The sequence below is a fragment of the Paenibacillus sp. 1SOY10 genome (assembly GCF_056836745.1).
On record NZ_JBXENK010000016.1, the window covers coordinates 48,797 to 66,512 of the forward strand.

15 protein-coding genes are annotated in these 17,716 nt (G+C 52.4%); 7 read left to right on the forward strand and 8 right to left on the reverse strand.

Annotation, left to right across the window (positions count from 1 at the left end; all coding sequences use genetic code 11):
* Positions 1–293 precede the first annotated feature (293 nt).
* Positions 294–761, reverse strand: a complete 468-nt coding sequence (locus AC1VOR_RS22320; RefSeq protein WP_482621142.1) for a hypothetical protein — start codon at positions 759–761, stop codon at positions 294–296.
* Positions 762–1,091: 330 nt separating this feature from the next.
* Here AC1VOR_RS22320 and AC1VOR_RS22325 point away from each other — a divergent pair, with 330 nt between their 5' ends.
* Positions 1,092–1,433, forward strand: a complete 342-nt coding sequence (locus AC1VOR_RS22325) for a rhodanese-like domain-containing protein (RefSeq protein WP_482621144.1) — start codon at positions 1,092–1,094, stop codon at positions 1,431–1,433.
* A gap of 73 nt (positions 1,434–1,506) precedes the next feature.
* Here the strand turns inward: AC1VOR_RS22325 and AC1VOR_RS22330 are convergent, their stop codons facing one another.
* Positions 1,507–2,601: a ParM/StbA family protein gene (locus AC1VOR_RS22330; protein WP_482621146.1), complete on the reverse strand. Its 1,095-nt coding sequence runs from the start codon at positions 2,599–2,601 to the stop codon at positions 1,507–1,509.
* Between the two features lie 262 nt (positions 2,602–2,863).
* Here AC1VOR_RS22330 and AC1VOR_RS22335 point away from each other — a divergent pair, with 262 nt between their 5' ends.
* Together AC1VOR_RS22335 and AC1VOR_RS22340 are read left to right on the forward strand one after the other, a co-directional pair.
* Entirely contained in the window at positions 2,864–3,883 is a 1,020-nt protein-coding gene (locus AC1VOR_RS22335; protein ID WP_482621148.1) for a M23 family metallopeptidase, read from the forward strand.
* Positions 3,883–4,356 (forward strand): bactofilin family protein, encoded by a 474-nt coding sequence (locus AC1VOR_RS22340; protein WP_482621149.1) that lies wholly within the window; start codon positions 3,883–3,885, stop codon positions 4,354–4,356. The genes AC1VOR_RS22335 and AC1VOR_RS22340 overlap by 1 nt, the downstream gene beginning before the upstream one ends.
* 81 nt (positions 4,357–4,437) lie before the next feature.
* Here AC1VOR_RS22340 and tsaD read toward each other — a convergent pair whose 3' ends face one another.
* The 4 genes from tsaD to tsaE are packed head-to-tail and all read right to left on the reverse strand — an operon-like array spanning position 4,438 to position 7,412.
* On the reverse strand, positions 4,438–5,475 hold the full coding sequence (tsaD, locus tag AC1VOR_RS22345) for a tRNA (adenosine(37)-N6)-threonylcarbamoyltransferase complex transferase subunit TsaD (RefSeq protein WP_482621151.1): 1,038 nt from the start codon (positions 5,473–5,475) through the stop codon (positions 4,438–4,440).
* Complete coding sequence (gene rimI / locus AC1VOR_RS22350) at positions 5,469–5,966, reverse strand: ribosomal protein S18-alanine N-acetyltransferase (RefSeq protein ID WP_482621166.1); 498 nt, start codon at positions 5,964–5,966, stop codon at positions 5,469–5,471. Before rimI ends, tsaD begins: the two co-directional genes overlap by 7 nt.
* A 17-nt stretch (positions 5,967–5,983) precedes the next feature.
* Positions 5,984–6,928: a tRNA (adenosine(37)-N6)-threonylcarbamoyltransferase complex dimerization subunit type 1 TsaB gene (tsaB, locus tag AC1VOR_RS22355; protein ID WP_482621153.1), complete on the reverse strand. Its 945-nt coding sequence runs from the start codon at positions 6,926–6,928 to the stop codon at positions 5,984–5,986.
* Positions 6,915–7,412: a tRNA (adenosine(37)-N6)-threonylcarbamoyltransferase complex ATPase subunit type 1 TsaE gene (gene tsaE, locus AC1VOR_RS22360; RefSeq protein WP_482621167.1), complete on the reverse strand. Its 498-nt coding sequence runs from the start codon at positions 7,410–7,412 to the stop codon at positions 6,915–6,917. The genes tsaB and tsaE overlap by 14 nt, the downstream gene beginning before the upstream one ends.
* Before the next feature lie 299 nt (positions 7,413–7,711).
* On the opposite strand from tsaE, the gene ku reads away from it, so the two are divergent.
* The gene (gene ku / locus AC1VOR_RS22365; protein WP_482621155.1) at positions 7,712–8,659 is read left to right on the forward strand and encodes a non-homologous end joining protein Ku; all 948 of its coding nucleotides are present in this window, start codon (positions 7,712–7,714) and stop codon (positions 8,657–8,659) included.
* A gap of 10 nt (positions 8,660–8,669) precedes the next feature.
* On the opposite strand, the gene AC1VOR_RS22370 is transcribed toward ku, so the two are convergent.
* Positions 8,670–9,614, reverse strand: coding sequence for an ATP-dependent DNA ligase (locus AC1VOR_RS22370; RefSeq protein WP_482621168.1), 945 nt, complete (start codon positions 9,612–9,614; stop codon positions 8,670–8,672).
* A 150-nt stretch (positions 9,615–9,764) separates the two neighbouring features.
* Here AC1VOR_RS22370 and ligD point away from each other — a divergent pair, with 150 nt between their 5' ends.
* From ligD to AC1VOR_RS22385, 3 genes are all read left to right on the forward strand, one after another.
* Positions 9,765–10,667, forward strand: coding sequence for a non-homologous end-joining DNA ligase (gene ligD / locus AC1VOR_RS22375; RefSeq protein ID WP_482621156.1), 903 nt, complete (start codon positions 9,765–9,767; stop codon positions 10,665–10,667).
* A 366-nt stretch (positions 10,668–11,033) separates the two neighbouring features.
* A complete protein-coding gene (locus tag AC1VOR_RS22380; protein ID WP_482621158.1) occupies positions 11,034–12,047 on the forward strand; it encodes a M23 family metallopeptidase in 1,014 nt (337 codons plus the stop codon).
* Positions 12,048–12,102: 55 nt separating this feature from the next.
* Positions 12,103–12,510: a bactofilin family protein gene (locus tag AC1VOR_RS22385; protein ID WP_482621159.1), complete on the forward strand. Its 408-nt coding sequence runs from the start codon at positions 12,103–12,105 to the stop codon at positions 12,508–12,510.
* Positions 12,511–12,622: 112 nt separating this feature from the next.
* On the opposite strand, the gene gltB is transcribed toward AC1VOR_RS22385, so the two are convergent.
* Entirely contained in the window at positions 12,623–17,215 is a 4,593-nt protein-coding gene (gene gltB, locus AC1VOR_RS22390) for a glutamate synthase large subunit (protein WP_482621170.1), read from the reverse strand.
* Positions 17,216–17,716 lie beyond the last annotated feature (501 nt).

Genomic DNA, 17,716 nt, shown 5'->3' on the forward strand with positions numbered 1-17,716 from the left:
ATTGCCAAAACAATTCAGCGTATTATACACAAGCTTATCCACATTCTTCAGGCAACTAGCAAGCAAAAGCCGGCCTCTCAGGCCGGCTTTTCTTAGGAAAAACGTCGTTTTTCGTCAAAATGCAACCTTATCCACCAAGTTATACACATTATCCACAGTTTTCAGCAAAAAAAGCTTCATTTTTTCAGCTGCTGCTCAATAGGTTGGTACGCAAGCTTTCACACTGCTTTCATAAAGATAGTCAACAAGTTGTGGATAATTTTGTCCACAACTTGACAAATCGGACTACGCCACTATGGCTTCACGTAGTAGCGGCTAACCGAAGGGAGTATGGTCAGCACTTGAATGGCCAGGGCCCAAGCGGTATAAAGCAAATGTACCGGAGATGAGCTGCTCAAGATATAAATTTGTACCGAAATCCATATAATGAGACCAAAACCAATGTATAAAGAAAATGCCCACGACCAGTGAAGCTCCTTGAAAACATTCAGCTTATTCCCCCAGGCCCATTCCCATTTCTTGATCAGGCCAAAGGTTACGAGCAAAGGAACAACACCAAAAACCAATAAGAGAATCATTCCTGGAACAAAATAACTGGAAAACAACGGGATTTTCATTATATCCGATGGCATCCCGATGCTCGCTCCCGTGGGGTCCACCATCAGAGTTCCCCCTCCAAATACAGCTCCCACACCCAATAAAGCTTGTAAAGCAACTAACAGTTTACCCGCAAACGGCATCTTTAAAGTACCCTTTGTCATAGATCTCACGCTCCACTCATTGTGATTTTTTTCACCGTTGTTTCCAAAAAAAATCCCGCTTACTATTTATATTAAGTTGAAAGAAGGATTTGATGTCAGCTAAAATAGATTAAAAATGAGATATTCAAAAAGCCAGCTTTTCAGCACCAAGAAGGTTGGATGAAGCTAGGAACTGAGAAGCGGAGCGTACGTAGTGGGTACGTGAGCATCGGAAGGTCCGGGTGAATTCAAGATTCGATGTCGAATCTGCTCCCTGAGCCGCTTCGTGATCAAAAGATACCTTTTTGAAGAACCTCTAAAATGAGATATTTAAAGAAATGAGGAATTATTATGCCCCAACTGATCGAAGGCATCTCCCATATTGATACTAACGAATTGCATAATTTGCTGCAAAACCCGGCAAATGCTACGGTGATCATTGACGTTCGTGAGCCCCACGAGTATCAGGTCGCCCATATCTCCGGCGTTCCGTTGATTCCAATGGGCGAAATTCCGGACCGGATTGAAGAGTTCGATATGAATCAAGAGTACGTGTTTGTATGTCGTAGTGGTGCCCGCAGCTTTGAGGTCGCACGTTATCTCCAGGCTCTCGGCTTTCCAAGTGTTCACAACTATCTTGGTGGCATGCTGAACTGGGATGGAGAAGTCATCTCGGGTTCCTCACCCGAGTGAACCAGGCTTCTCGCTGTAATGGTACAAAAAACCCGGCAGTGAACCCACTGCCGGATAAATTCAGTTCATTCATCTATGCCGGGTTGGATGATTGACCGGCTTTATTCTTGGCCAGCTTAAGATAGCCGTACACGTTCAGAACCTCGCTGTTCTCTTCAAAGCGCAACCGCATTTGTCCGGAAGCCTCGATCAGATAGGTCTTCAGAGCAGAAGCCCCGCCCCCAAGCACATAGAAGCACTCAATGTCGGGATACTTCTTCCACCGCTTACGAATTAAATCAACCAGCTTCTGTGCAGCTCGGCCGAAATACAAGTCTACGATCGGACGAATATCTGCTTGCCCCTCACCTACCCGCTGAATCACGAACTCACGGTTGCGAATTCTGCCGATGAGTTTGGTCCGACTCGGGAAGCGGTAACCGAACTGATCCTCCACATCACGGATAATCGAGTCCAAATAAGTGGCAAGTCCAAATTGCTCGCCTGTGCTGAACTGATTGTCGATATTCATTCGTTTTACCACCGGAAAGTCTGTGGTTAATGCACCGATCTCACAAATGCCGATGCAGCCGTTATGTAATTCTTCATTTCGAACCTGCAGCGTGTCGTTCGTAGCCAGATGGAACAACGCAGCCGCTCCTTCCACCGACACGATAGTACGGCGAATCGCAATACGTACCGTCCGTCCCCGCAGCTCCGGCGTAGACAGGAACGTCACCTCATGTTCTCCGGTCAAACGTTCTTCAAACGATTGGTGAAAAGCTACATAGGTGCGTACCGGTAGTCCCGTACCGATAATGTATTCTACCTCTTCCACCCCGGTTCCCGCCGGCTGATAGGTTTGTCCGGAAAGAGCCGCATAAGCTAACGCCGTCAGCGCCACGACAAGCGATTGATCGCTGGTGGCCTTGTTGTCGGTCTCTTCAAGTTCGGAATTGTCCTGATCCTCCATCGCGAGCATACCTACGAAATACCGTTGATTGTTCTTCTTGAGCTTGGGACTATAGACCCTCACATCCAATGCCTTCAGTGGGGAATCCTCTTCTTGCAGCACATGTCTATCATATCCGGGAGAAACGATACTCGGAATAATGATCGGTCGTTGTGAACCGTCGACGACTACCTTAACGCTGTCATTACCAACGTCAATACCGGCAATTCTGATCATAATAACCTCCTTACGATAGGAAAGAAAACACTCTCCAACTTCCTTTTCATTTCGCTTCCCTTCGACAAATTCCTGCTTTAAAAGTGAAAAAACGAACAATTTTTTTTATTTCAAGAGGAATTTTGAGTATTTTGCCGAAATAGTTGTATTGGCAAGTTGCAATGAATGACCTTAGTCCTACTAAAAGAGGTTGTTCAAAAACTCGACTTTTTGAACTCGCACTAAAATGCACTAGCTCAACTTAAGATATCAGGAGGAAGACATGAGGCTTAGATTTAAAAAGAATATAAATCGGCGGTATACGTTATTAATCGTACCAGAGGGCACGAATCCTGTATTTCGCTTTCAATTTCGCTTCTCCTATTTGCTGGCGATTATGATCAGCGCCGCAGTATTGGTCAGTTCGCTCACGGTTCTGTTTATTGCTAATCGTAACCAGACCAGCCGTATTGGCCATCTGGAAGCCGAACTCACCGACTCGTCTGATCAATTCAAAACTACGGTCGTGAACAAGGAGCAGGAAATTGATCGATTGCTGAAGGAACTAATGGACCTCTCCGAGAAATCCAAAACGATTGAAACCAAGATGAGCGAGTTAGAGCAATTGGAGGCTGAGCTAAAATCAATCACAGATGGAGGCTCCAAGTCCTCTCAAGGTACCACCGCCGCTGCGCTGAAGGAAGTAGATACCACCTCACTACAATCCGAAGGCGTAGGTGGTGAAGCCATTCCTTTAACAGAGGAAGATGTAACTAATTTGGTTCAGGAGACCAAGCAAAGCATTTCCACTTCATTAGAGGAAATGCCTGACTTGCAGAGCAGACTGAAGCAAACCAAGCTCTCTATTGAAGAATATAAACGGATGATGACCATCCTCCCTACCCTGTGGCCAACTGATTCGGTGCGAGTAACCTCAGATTACGGGAAGCGACGGGACCCCTTCACCGGACGAGCCAATATGCACGCTGGCATGGATATTGGAGGCAAGGTCGGCGATCCGGTGTACGCTGCGGCCGATGGCAAAGTTACGGAATCCGGCTATACAAGCGCACGAGGCAACTATATCACGCTCTCTCATCCATCGGGGCTGAAGACGAACTATATGCATTTAAGTGAAATTTTGATCAAGATGGGAGATACCGTCAAGCAAGGAGATACCATAGGCAAACTCGGCTCCACAGGCCGCAGTACCGGACCACACCTACATATTGAAGTAGTGAAGAACGGAAGCACGGTAGACCCCGCAGATTATTTGAGAGAACCCGGAAAGGAAGATGAATAGTGAAATTCAGGAATCAGAATAAGGCAGTCAAGCTTGACCCGAACACCACGGATACATTAATTGGAGAAGGTAGCGTATTTGAAGGAAATATCCGTTCGGATGCAGGTGTGCGTATTGAGGGGCAAATTACTGGCGATATCGATTGTGAAGGCGACGTTACCGTTGGCGAGAAGGGTATTGTACATTCCAACATCCACGCTCGCAACGTGATCATTGCCGGTACCGTGCACGGCAATGTGCATACCAAGAACAAATTATCGATTACATCCAAAGGCAAGCTGTACGGCAATATGGTAGCCACCTCCCTGTCCATTGAGGAGGGCAGCATCTTCGAGGGAACCAGCAAAATGGGGGGCACTGCAGATAACGAAGCGGCTGCCACTAAGGAAGCCCAGCCCCAAGGCCAAGCTCAAGCCGCAGCCTCCAGCAAAAATAATGCCTCATCCGACGAAGCCGTCTACAAAACATGGTAGAACCAGATAAATAATAAGCTCCCGAAGCGGTTCAGACTGAACCATGCTTCGGGAGCTTATTTTATGAATGCAAAATAAGAATCAGGATTGAACAGACCAGGCCTCTAGCGAAAACGAAGGTTCACCCTTGATCTCCAGACTGGAGAACTCCGAGCTACACCATTTCAAATAGGCGGCAGCTCCGATCATCGCTGCATTATCTGTGCAGTATTTCAGAGGTGGAATCAGTAGCGCTATGCCTTCACGCTCGCATCGCTGCGTTAATGCTGTTCGCAAGCCCTGATTTGCCGCCACGCCGCCGCAAAGCAGCAACTGGCGAGAGCCGGTGGCCCGCATAGCCCGAATCGCCTTCTCAACCAGCACTTCTATAACCGATTCCTGAAATCCACGGGCAATAGCTGGCTCGAAGCCCTCTTCCCCGCGCATCCGGTGTTGATTCACTGCATTCAGAACCGCAGATTTCAGTCCGCTAAGGCTGAAATCATAAGAATCAGGCTCCAGCCAGGCGCGCGGCAACTCTACCACCTCCGTCGCTTCCCCCGCGAGCTTATCGACGTAAGGACCTCCGGGATAAGGGAAGCCCAGTGCGCGAGCCACTTTGTCATAGGCCTCGCCTACTGCATCGTCTCTGGTCCGTCCCAGCAGCTTGAAGCTACCGGCCCGTTCCATCAGTACCAGTTCCGTATGTCCTCCCGATACGACAAGGGCCATGGACGGATAGAGAATTTCCTCCACCAAGCGGTTCGCATAAATATGTCCAGCAATATGATGAACGCCAATCAGCGGCTTGTCCAGAGCAAAAGCGAGGCTCTTCGCCGCCATCACGCCAACCAGTAAGGCGCCCACTAATCCCGGTCCCTCTGTAACTGCAATCGCCGACAAGTCTTCCATGGCTATGCCGGATTCCTGCACAGCCTCCTCCAGCATCCGCGTAATGCTCTCCACATGCTTGCGGGAAGCGACCTCAGGTACAACGCCGCCAAAGGCCCGATGCGTCTCAATTTGACTGGCGATCAGGTTGGATAAGACCTCTGTACCATTTCTGATCACAGCCGCCGAAGTCTCATCGCAGCTTGTCTCTACCGCCAGTATGTAACAGTCCTGTTGCTTGCTTACCAATGACTTTCGCTTCCTTCCCCGGCTTCTATCTGCGATACCGGCAGATCGCACCACATAATCAAAGCATCTTCATGATTATCCGAATAATAGCCTTTTCTCACCCCTGCCGGAGTAAATCCCATCTTATCATATAATGAGCGAGCCGCCTGATTGGACACACGTACCTCTAGCGTCATCCGAATCATACCCAGCTCTGCCGCCCAATCCATCATCTTGCGAAGCAACCGTTCACCGAAATGATTGCCCCGATAGGCCGTACGAACCGCGATGTTCGTCACGTGAGCCTCGTCAAGGATCGTCCACATACCGGCATAGCCGATGGGCTCGCCATGGTAATCCAGCATCAGATACCTGGCAAAATGGTTATGTGTAAGCTCGTTGCGGAACGCATCCTCGCTCCACGGCAGCGTAAATGATTCATGTTCAATGACCATAATATCGGGGAGGTCCCCCAGTGTCATATTGCGAAATGTAAGTTCTTCCTGTTCCAGCTAGGCCGCCCCCTTTCCTACGCCTTCTGTTGCCGCTTAACTTCGGCTTCGGTCAATTGCGTATAATTCGGCTCCAGCGCATGTACATCTTCCGGAGGATACCCGGAACGTTCCACTGCGGTAAGGCCCAGCCATACGCCTTCCATTTCGTAAGGAACGACCTTGACCAGCTCGCCGAAGCCCGAAGCCAAGGCCCCCAGCGCCGCTTCATGCTTCGAGGTCTCGCCCACACACCAGACGTGGGCCGGACGTTCCTGCGGCGGCAGCTCATGCAGCCGCCGGGCCAGCTCTCCGGCCCAATCGTCCATCAGCCGGATCGCGTCGGGCGCAAGACGCTCCGGCATCCCGCCCGGCGCTGGTACGCCCAGCAGCGTCGTATACGCCTGGCCGCGCCGCGCGTCCACCAGCGGCACGATCCAGTGGCCGCCGGCATAGCGGCGGCCAGCCTCGCCTGCGGGCGAGGCGGCTTGCGCCCGGGATAGGACTTCGTCCGATCCCGCAGCGCTGCCGCCAAGCGCCGCCGCAGGCGCTTCTGCCGGCCATGCTGCGCCGGCCGGCTCCACGCCTTGGCGCGCGGCCAGCAGGCCTAGCGCCAAGGCATCCTGCCCGCTGGCGGTGGCCCAGCCGCCCAGCGCGAGAGCGGCCAGGCTGGAGACGCCGTACACGGGCAACTTCAGCGACCAGGCCAAGGTCTTGGCCGTGGTCACCGCAATCCGTGTACCTGTGTAAGAGCCTGGCCCTACCCCCACGGCGATGCCGCTCAGTTCCCCCTTGGCCAAGCCGGCCTCGGCCAAGCACTCGCTAATCGCCGTCACCAAAAATGCCGAATGGTTGCGCTCGGCATAAATATTACGCTCGGCGAGCACGCGCCCGCCGAGGGTCACCGCAACAGCCAGAGAGGATGTAGACGTGTCAAACGCCAACAACCGCTGAGGCTGCTGGTCTTCGTCAGATTGATTCATAACCTTGTACTCCATTCTTCTTCAGGGCAGATAACCAGGATACATAAGGCTCACCCTGTCCCTTAATATGCATGCGCCGCCCCGTCTCCGATACGGTCTCCACATAAATATGGAGCACCTCCGGTGGAAGCAACTCCTTGATGATGCTGGCCCACTCCACCACGGTCACACCAGCCCCGTAGAAATACTCGTCCAATCCCAAATCGTCGGCTTCGTCCAGCGACAGCCGATAGACGTCCATATGATAAAAGGGAAGCCTGCCTTCATATTCCTTGATCAACGTGAAGGTCGGACTGTTCACCGTCTCAAGGACGCCCAAATGCCGTGCGAACAATTGGGAGAAGGCTGTTTTGCCCGCCCCGAGATCTCCATCCAGGGCCAGAACGGTCCCGGGCTGTGACCAGGCCGCCAAACAAGCGGCCAGCCGCTCGGTAGCCGTAAGATTCTCCGCCTCATAGACCCAATCAGTCAAGGCATTGTCCATCTCTGAATTCACTGCTCGTAACCACCTTTGAGAGGTTGTTCAAAATTTTGAAAAAACGCACATCGAAAGCATAAGCTTTGGTCCTGCTAACCCGACTTTTTGAACACGCACTCTGATTGACTTGTCCCACATCCGATACCAAAAACGTATGTACTCATTATATCGGTACGTTTCCCCACCCGCAACCGCCCTGATCAGACATAGAAAATCATTTTTCACCCATACTACATCTAAGTACACATCTGCCCGCCCGGCGAACCGGATTCGCCACACCAAGGCAAAGAAAGGAGCAAACGACCATGCATACGGTCTGGAAAGGCGCCATCAGCTTCGGGCTGGTTCACGTGCCCGTCAAAATGTTCTCGGCTACCGAAGACAAAGATATTTCCATGAAATATATCCATAAAGTTTGCGGCAGTCCGCTCTCTTACGTCAGACGTTGTCCCGCCTGTGAAGTTGACGTGAACTGGGAGGAGATATCAAGGGGGTACGAATACGAGAAGGGAAAATATGTATTGTTTGAAAAGGAAGAGCTGGATCAATTGTCCGCGCAAACGGAGAAAACGATTCATATTATGGATTTCGTTGATTTGCAGGAGATCGATCCGATCTACTTCCAGAAGACCTACTATTTATCCCCGGATCAGGCTGGAGCCAATGCTTACCAGCTCTTGCTCGAAGCCATGCGGCAATCAGGCAAGATCGGGATCGCCAAGATTGCCATCCGCTCCAAGAGCAGTCTGGCGGCTATTCGTGTCATGGAGGGTTGCCTGGCTATTGAAACCATTTTCTATCCCGATGAAATTCGCCCCATCTCCCAGGTTCCCAATCTGCCTGAGCAGATTCAGGTCAATGACAAGGAGCTCACGATGGCTCGCTTGTTGATTGAACAGCTATCCACCCCATTTGAACCCGGGAAATATACGGATGATTACCGGGAAAGCCTGCTCCGGCTGATTGGACAGAAGGTGGCTGGGGAGGAGATCAGTCTGGCTCCAGCCAAGCCGGAGACGAATGTCATCGATTTGATGGCTGCGCTTCAGGCCAGCATAGAGGCGGTCAAGCCGGTGGCCACCGATCCCGGAGCAGCTTTGGCGCCCGCTCCAGCCAAGCGGACACGCAAGCCCGCAGCCAAGAAGAGCAAGGCCGAACCGGAGACGGTGGTCGAGACTTCCGTTGCGACTCCCTCGGTCGTCGTGAAGCCTAAGCCCAAACGGCGTACAACCCCCAAGCCGGGAGCCAAATAGGAGCTACCTATCAGCTTTGTCCAACATGGCATGCCTCCAGGGGAACGTTAACCCAGCCCTGAATGATCGGCTGTCGCATCGTTCCACCAGGGGTCCACTCCAGAAATTGTACCTTCAGTGCCAGGGCCGGCTGAATCCAGACGGCCCCTTTTATCCGTTCCGGGATATTGTGGAAAGGACGTGTGGGAATGATCAACGGCTGAATATGCTCGGTTAAATCCCGCCAATCCTGTACCTTCCATTTACCGCTCCCTGCATGTCCAATATAGAGGAACTTGCCGTCCTCGTCATATAAACCTAGCAGTACGGCATTGACCATTCCGTCACGGTAAGTCACCCCGCCTACAGCGGCATATAGGTCATGAGTCAGCTTAATCTTCTGCCAACGGGCATCTTTGCCGCCTATCGCATACGTGCTATCCAGCCTTTTGCATACGATGCCTTCCCACCCTCTGTCTTTCATCACAGCCAGCAGCGACTCACCCTCGGGCAGACTGGGAACCCCTTGCACCCGTTCGGATGGAATGATGATTTGTCCTAGCAAGTGTTGACGCTCAGCCAGCGTCTTATCGTTCATCCATATGCCATTGTAATAAAGGACATCGAACACCATGTAAATGGCGGCAATACGCCCGGTGGCAAAACGAATCTCTCGCTCTTGCCTAAGGCTGTCCCGCCGCATAATTTCGTGGAAGGAAGGCTTGCCATCGGCCAGGGCGATCATCTCTCCGTCCAGAATGACCGATTCTGCCTTGCAGTACCCAGGCACGTTGGTGAACTCGGGATACTGAAGGGTACGATCACGTCCCTGACGGTTAATGAGTCGTGCTTCTCCGTCCGTGTAATAGACGAGCATCCGCACCCCATCCCATTTAACCTGGGCAATCCATTCTTTACCTTGAGGAATCACCCCACTACGAATTGGCTCAAAGGGAACGATCGGTTCCAAATTTATCTATATCCCCTCCTTCCTCTGTCACCACTCCTTGGCCCAGCATCCTACCAAGTTTGCCCATGTCACTCTCTAATCATTCCAGCATAAATCCTCATAGTTTTGCGCGCCAAAGGTAAGCCTATACTCAAATAAGTATGGGAGGGATTCTACATGGCAACAGCCCGGCAGGGAAGTATTTATGTGGAAGGGGAAGAGATCAGAGTATCTAATCCCGACAAGCTGCTGTGGCCGGAGCTGGGGATTACCAAGAGCCTGTACCTGGAGAAGCTGGCGGAGTTGTCCCCTTATTTGCTCAAGGCCTGCCGTAATCGGCTGCTGACCACAATCCGCTATCCGGGAGGGGTTCATGGCAAGCACTTTTATCAGAAAAATGCTCCCCAGCCCTTACCCTCCTTCGTCCGCACCGTCATCCATGAAGACATCAACTATATCGTGCTCGACCGGCTTGCCACCTTATTATGGCTTGGGAATCTCGCCTGCATTGAATTTCACCCTTCTCTGCATTATGTGGGAGAATCGCTGCCTTGTGAGTGGATGATAGACCTGGACCCTTCAGTGGAGGAGGAGCCGCGTATTATGGAGGCTGCCGCCATCGTGGGTGAAGCCCTTTCCTCCCTAGGCATAGACTCTGTCCCGAAGACCTCAGGCGCGACAGGCCTGCAAATCATCGTCCCCATTCATTACGGCATCACCTTCGACGACTTGCGCACCATCGGTCTCTTTGTCGCAAGATTCGTGACTGAGAAGCATCCTGGCCTCTTTACGATTGAACGCTTGAAAAAGGACCGCGGCGACAAAATCTACGTGGACTACTTGCAGCATTATAGTGGAAAAACGCTCGCTGCACCTTACACGCCAAGGGCTCGCGTTGCTGCCAGCGTCTCTACTCCACTAACTTGGGAGGAAGTTCGTCAAGGGCCACGCCCTGCTGATTTTAACCTCTTAAACATCGGGCAGCGCCTGAAGGAGCGCGGTGACCTGCTGGATGCCATCCCTCCACAGCCCCTGGATTTGATCCTCCGGCACCTCAAGGGAAAGCGGCCTTTATATTAGAGGTTGTTCAAAAAGTTGTCTTCCCAGAACGAAGTTATTCGAGAAGTGGGTTCGACATCGAATCTTGAATTCACCCGGGCCTAGCGTAGGCTTCCGTAGTATGTTTCTTGCAGAAACATTTGAGGTGCTCACGTACCCGTATGCTTCCGAAGTCGTTTTCTCCGAAAACGTGGAGCTCCACTCCTCAGTTCCTAGCTTCATCCAACTCAAGCGTTTTGAAAAAACGCACATCGGAAGCATAAGCTTTGGTCCTAGAAATTCGACTTTTTGAACACACACTATTAGACAGGGCCGTTTTTTTGACATGATTTAAGAATCATAGGAATAGATAATTAATAGAACCCACAAGAGTAGGGAGGAGATGCCATGAGGAGTGTTACTCTGCCTAATCCCAATCGGATGACACTGCTTGTTCTTCGGGATGCGGCTCGTCCCGTCAAGCAAATTCAAGTGTCTAAGCCGCTGGTCGTTGCCGTTCCCCTGCTGGCGATACTGTCCATCTCTGGACTCATCGTGAGCCTCCATGTACAGTCGGAGCAAACGATCAGCGCACTCGAAAGTAAACTTGCGACGCAGGGCCTTGCTTTTGAAGCCGTGGTCACCGACAAGGATGAAGCCATATCACGGCTACAGAATGAGGTCATTGCCTTGTCCAGCCAGTCCGAGAATATGATGGGGCGGATGGAGCGAGTGGCGGAGCTAGAGGCAGAACTTCAGCAATTCATCAGTAAATATGGCATCGGCGATGCCAAGGAGCTTGGCAAGCTGTCCTCCTTACCTGCGGACGATTGGACGGATGAGAATGCTGTGCAATATATGCGCGTGAGCGGTGTGGGCGGTGAGTTTATCGCCGTGCATGACAACGAAATTGCTGACCTGGCCCAGCACACCAAAAATGACTTCATTGCGATGAACGAGATGTTGGATGAAATGGAGAAGAACATCCCCGTTACTTTGAAAAAAGCGCGGCAGACCCAGCATTCCATTTCCGGTACACCTTCCGAGTGGCCAACCCTGTCTACCCGCTTGACCTCCAACTTCGGCTATCGTACCGACCCGTTCTCGGGCCGGGCCGCCTTCCATGCGGGCATCGACATCGCTGGGAAGATGGGCGACCCCATCTATGCAGCCGCTGCGGGTAAGGTCATTACCGCTGATCGTGACGGCTCCCACGGCAAGTATATCGTGGTCGAGCACCCGGGAGGCTTACAGACCTGGTATTTGCACTTAAGCGGCATCGATGTCAATGAAGGTGATTCGGTTAGAAAGGGACAACGCATTGGCAAGCTGGGCAGTACCGGACGAAGCACAGGCCCCCACCTTCATTTCGAGATCGTCAAGGGCGGCAAAGCGATTGATCCCCTGCCTTATTTGAAATGAAACAAGGTAGAATACTAGTCAAACTATGAAGTGAAAACGAAAGGAGAGCCTGTTCATGTTCAAGGACGCGAAGAAATCCGCAACCGACACGTTGATTGGTCAAGGCAGCTTGTTTGAAGGCAAGCTGGAATGCAAATCCAATCTGCGAGTAGAAGGTCAAGTTCACGGAGAAATCGATTGTCTCGGGCAAGTGGTCATTGGCAAGACCGGGGAAGTCCAGTCGAGCATCAAGGGGGCTGATGTCATTGTGGCGGGTACGGTCATCGGCGACATCACCACCCCTGGCCGATTAACGATCGCAGACAGCGGACGGGTTGTTGGAAATGTCCATGTTGCCAAGCTCGTCATTATTGAAGGCGGCGCCCTGAACGGTACCAGCAGAATGGAGAAGCCGGCACCTGCCGTCTCCCATGTAACGGGTAAGGAAAAAGGCAAAAAGCAACCCCAAGCGGAAGCAGGATAATACGGATTGTACCTGAGCATTTGAACCTGTCGCTCCGGGCGCAAAAAAAGAAAGTTCCCACGCCGGATAAGGCGATGGGAACTTTTATTTCTCTGCTGAACTTGTTTAATCTTTAGTTGGTTGGAGCCAACTCGCGTGTGCTGGCTTCGAAAGCGGCAAGCAACGCAGCGTCGCCCCGAAGGCCCTCATTCTCCACTTTACGAATTTGCTCCATCATCCGCTTGTAATCCTTCGGAATGACGCGAACGAATTTAGGCAGCGACTGCTCCCACTCGTCCAGCACGCGGCGTCCCACCGGACTATCGGTATATAGAACGTGACGGCTGATCAAGGTGCGAAGCTGGTCAGCTTCCGCGGAGTCCTGCACGGATTCCAGAAGCACCATTTCCAGGTTGCAGCGGTTCACGAGGTCTCCCTCTTCATCCAGTACATAAGCGATCCCGCCGGACATCCCCGCCGCAAAGTTGCGACCTGTACCACCGAGTACAACCACCCGGCCTCCCGTCATATACTCGCAACCATGATCACCCACACCCTCGACAACAACATTTGCCCCGGAGTTACGAACAGCAAACCGCTCACCGGCAATACCGCGGATATAAGCCTCCCCGCTGGTCGCGCCATAGAAGGAAGTATTACCAAGGATGATGTTCTCTTCCGCAATGAACGTAGCGCGCGGCGATGGCTTCACGATGATCTTGCCCCCCGACAGGCCCTTGCCGGTGTAATCGTTGGCATCCCCTTCGACGCTGAGCGTCATCCCCTTCGGTACAAAGGCACCGAAGCTCAAGCCTGCCGAACCTTCGAAGTGGAACGTAATCGTATCCTCAGGCAGTCCCTGAAGACCATAGCGGCGCGTTACCTCGCTGCCTACAATCGTACCTGTGGCCCGATTGACATTGCAGAGCGGCAAACGAGCGCTAACTGCCTCCCCACGCTCTAACGCAGGAGCCGCAAGCTCAAGCATCCGCGACATATCCAAGGTTTCTTCCAGCCCATGGTTCTGCTGCTTGGTGCAATAACGGCTGCTGCCTTCCGGAAGCTCCGGCATATGAAGCAGCGAGCGAAGGTCAACGCCTTGCTTCTTCCAATGACCCTCTACCTTCACGGCATCCAGACAGTCGGTCCGGCCGATCATTTCCTCCAGGCTGCGGAAGCCCAGTTCAGACATCCATTCCCGCAGGTCCTCTGCCACGAAGGTCATGAAGTTCACGACATGCTGAGGGTCTCCGCCGAAGTTCTTGCGCAGCTCCGGATTTTGCGTAGCCACGCCTACCGGGCAAGTATCAAGCTGGCACACACGCATCATGATGCAGCCAACCGCCACGAGTGGTGCCGTGGAGAAGCCGTATTCTTCGGCCCCTAGCAGAGCAGCAACCGCAAGGTCGCGCCCGTTCAGCATCTTCCCGTCCGTCTCCAGCACAACGCGATCCCGCAGGTTATTGAGCATTAAGGTCTGATGCGTTTCGGCAAGACCCAATTCCCACGGCAAGCCGGCATGACGGATGGAGCTTTGCGGCGATGCGCCCGTTCCTCCGTCGTAGCCGCTCACCAGAATCACATCTGCCCGGCCCTTCGCTACCCCGGCAGCAATCGTGCCTACGCCTGCCTCGGATACCAGCTTCACATTGATACGAGCCCGCGGATTAGCATTCTTGAGATCGAAGATCAATTCAGCTAAATCCTCAATGGAGTAAATGTCATGATGCGGCGGTGGTGAGATCAGTCCTACGCCTGGCGTTGAGCCGCGAACCTCGGCAACCCACGGATAGACCTTCTTGCCCGGAAGCTGTCCACCTTCACCAGGCTTCGCCCCCTGGGCCATCTTGATTTGAATTTCATCCGCATTGACCAGATAATTCGACGTCACGCCAAACCGTCCGGAGGCTACCTGCTTGATGGCGCTTCGGCGCAAATCACCATTCGCATCAGGCACGAAGCGTGCCGGATCTTCGCCGCCTTCCCCGGTATTACTCTTGCCACCGATGCGGTTCATCGCGATGGCAATCGTCTCATGTGCTTCCTTACTAATAGACCCGTAAGACATGGCCCCGGTCTTGAAGCGGCGCATAATGGAAGCCGCTGATTCCACTTCCTCTAGCGGCACCTTCGGTCCGACTGCCTTTAGTTCCAGCAGGGAACGCAGTGTGAAGTGCTTCTGATTCTCCCCTTGTACCAGCTCGGCAAATTTCTTGTACAGGGCATAATCCCCCGTCCGAACCGCCTGTTGCAGCAAGTGCACGGTCTGCGGATTGAAGAGATGCTCTTCTCCTCCGCTGCGCCATTGATATTCACCGATGGAATCCAGCACTTTGTCGTTGCCGTCCTTATCGGTAAAGGCCCGGAAATGGTGTGCCAGCGCCTCGCTAGCCACCTCTGGCAAGCCGATCCCGCCGATGCGGGAAGGCGTCCAGGTGAAGTAACGGTCTATAAATGACGGCTCCAGCCCCACAGCCTCGAAGATCTGTGCACCACGATAAGATTGAATCGTGGAAATCCCCATTTTAGACAACGTTTTGAGGACACCCTTCGTCGCCGCTTTAATAAAGTTGTAGACGGCCTTCTCATGAGTGATCCCTTGCAGCATGCGTTGCGCAATCATATCCTTCAATGACTCAAAGGCCAGATACGGGTTCACTGCGCTGACTCCATAGCCCAGCAACAGGGCGAAATGATGTACTTCGCGGGGTTCCCCGGATTCCAGCAGCAAGCTGACCTTGGTCCGCGTTTCCTGGCGAATCAGATGATGCTGTAAGCAGGATACAGCCAGCAACGCCGGAATAGCAGCATTTTCCGCGCCCACACCCCGATCCGACAGGATAATGATGTTATGCCCTTTGGCAATGACCCGGTCAGCAGCTTCGCACAGGGTATCCAATGCTTGACGAAGCCCTTCCGCTCCTTCGGCCGCCGGGAACAGAATTGGAATGGTAATTGATTTGAAGCCAGGACGGCGTACATGACGAATCTTGGCAAAGTCCTCATTGGACAAAATCGGCGAATCCAGACGGATTTGGCGGCAACTCTCCGGCTCAGGGTTCAGCAGGTCACGCTCGGGTCCAATTGTGGTTACTGTAGAGGTCACCAATTCTTCACGAATGGCATCAATCGGCGGATTGGTGACTTGAGCGAACATTTGCTTGAAGTAGTTATAAAGTCGCTGCGGCTGTTCCGACAATACAGCAATCGGCGCATCGTAACCCATGGAGACCAGGTTCTCCTGACCCGTTATCGCCATTGGCTCCAGTACTTTGCGCAAGTCCTCATACGTGTAACCAAAGGCCATTTGTCGCTGCGAAATATTTTCATGACTTTCCGGCGGCAGCTCCTTCGCTTCCGGCAAGTCCTCCAGTTCGACCAAGTGCTCATCCAGCCACTCACGATAAGGATGCTCAGCGGCAATCGAAGCCTTCACTTCCTCATCGGAAATAATTCGTCCCTCCCGGGTATCGACCAGCAGCATCCGGCCCGGACGGAGACGATCCTTATAAAGTACATCCTCTGCTGGAATGTCCAGTACCCCTACTTCAGAGGACAGCACAATCAGGTCGTTCTTGGTCACATAATAACGCGATGGACGCAAGCCGTTGCGGTCCAGAATCGCTCCGATCTGGATACCATCGGTAAAGCCCATGGCCGCAGGGCCGTCCCACGGTTCCATCATCGTGCTGTGGTATTCATAGAACGCCTTCTTGTCCTGGTCCATATCCTTCTGGCCGCCCCAAGGCTCAGGTACCATCATCATGGCGACATGTGGCAAGGAGCGTCCGCTCAGATACAAGAATTCAAAGGTATTATCAAACATCGCTGTATCGGAGCCATCCGGGTTAATGATCGGCTTGACCTTCTCCAGATCGGCACCAAACGCTTCACTCTTGAACATCGATTGCCGTGCGCGCATCCAGTTCACGTTACCGCGCAGCGTATTAATTTCCCCGTTGTGGATCATGAAGCGGTACGGATGCGCCCGCTCCCAGCTTGGGAACGTATTGGTACTGAAGCGAGAATGCACCAGGGCCATGGCGGACTCCAGCGATTCCTGCTTCAGATCCAGGTAAAATTGCCCCACCTGCTCCGTGGTCAGCATCCCCTTATATACAATCTTCCGGCATGACAGACTGGATACGTAGAAGGCATCGCCCTCTTCTGCGCCGCTATAACGAATGGCCAGTTCCGCCCGGCGACGGATGACATAGAGCTTGCGCTCAAAATCCAAGTCGTCCGTCAGTTCCGCCGAGCGTCCGATAAAGACTTGACGAACAAACGGCTTGGCCGCTTTGGCCGATTTGCCCAGCATCTCATCCGAGGTTGGCACTGTCCGGAAGCCTAGCACCCGTTGTCCTTCTGCTTCAACTATGCGTACGAGTTCCGCTTCTTGACCAGCCCGAACCACCTCGTCATGCGGCAGGAACAACATGCCTACCCCGTACTGGCCGGCTTCCGGAAGAACGAAGTCAAGCTTCTGTGCTTCCTCCGCAAAGAAGCGATGTGGAATTTGCAGTAAAATACCTGCCCCATCTCCCGAATTGGGCTCACTGCCTTGCCCGCCCCGGTGCTCCATATTCGCCAGCATCGTCAAGGCCTGACTAACAATATCGTGTGAGGCATTTCCCTTGATATGAGCGACGAAGCCCATACCGCAAGCGTCTTTTTCAAAAGCGGGATCATACAACCCCTGCTTGATCGGTGTATCGGTATGTTTCATCATCTGACGCAACCCTTTCTTCAGCCGGATAAGCCCGGACCCATCTTTCCTTTTATTCTAACGGAAAATGTCAGTTGTGTTTTTGCACTATATTCTCTTTATTTTGCACTATTGATTAGAAATTTCAGACAAATGAGTCCAGCTCGTCCAAATTAGCCCCCCGCACCTAGCAGCATGTTCATCCATAGTGAAAATCATCCAGAGGCTTTCCCCTGGATAATCTAACTTGCCGGCTTGTACTTTTTGACATAAGAAAAAAGCATTGTGATGACCAGGGACTGCGATTCTAAAGTTGATTGATAATAATGGGCTGTGAAGAGGATGTTAATGCTGAGGGTGTAGATGGAACGGTGATGATAGCATTAGCTAGTGGCGAAGTAGTTAGTGATGGAGTAGTTAGTGGCGGGACAAGTGCTTTTTCAAGAGAAAAAAGAGGGATTATAGGGAAATCCTCCAGCTAAATCGAGGATGTAATCCAGTTTTTAATCATTATAGGGAAAA

Coding starts and splice junctions, on each gene's coding strand:
- AC1VOR_RS22320 (WP_482621142.1), bottom strand. CDS start 761: ATGACAAAGGGTACTTTAAAGATGCCGTTTGCGGGTAAACTGTTAGTT.
- AC1VOR_RS22325 (WP_482621144.1), top strand. CDS start 1,092: ATGCCCCAACTGATCGAAGGCATCTCCCATATTGATACTAACGAATTG.
- AC1VOR_RS22330 (WP_482621146.1), bottom strand. CDS start 2,601: ATGATCAGAATTGCCGGTATTGACGTTGGTAATGACAGCGTTAAGGTA.
- AC1VOR_RS22335 (WP_482621148.1), top strand. CDS start 2,864: ATGAGGCTTAGATTTAAAAAGAATATAAATCGGCGGTATACGTTATTA.
- tsaB (WP_482621153.1), bottom strand. CDS start 6,928: ATGAATCAATCTGACGAAGACCAGCAGCCTCAGCGGTTGTTGGCGTTT.
- tsaE (WP_482621167.1), bottom strand. CDS start 7,412: ATGGACAATGCCTTGACTGATTGGGTCTATGAGGCGGAGAATCTTACG.
- ku (WP_482621155.1), top strand. CDS start 7,712: ATGCATACGGTCTGGAAAGGCGCCATCAGCTTCGGGCTGGTTCACGTG.
- ligD (WP_482621156.1), top strand. CDS start 9,765: ATGGCAACAGCCCGGCAGGGAAGTATTTATGTGGAAGGGGAAGAGATC.
- AC1VOR_RS22380 (WP_482621158.1), top strand. CDS start 11,034: ATGAGGAGTGTTACTCTGCCTAATCCCAATCGGATGACACTGCTTGTT.
- AC1VOR_RS22385 (WP_482621159.1), top strand. CDS start 12,103: ATGTTCAAGGACGCGAAGAAATCCGCAACCGACACGTTGATTGGTCAA.
- gltB (WP_482621170.1), bottom strand. CDS start 17,215: ATGAAACATACCGATACACCGATCAAGCAGGGGTTGTATGATCCCGCT.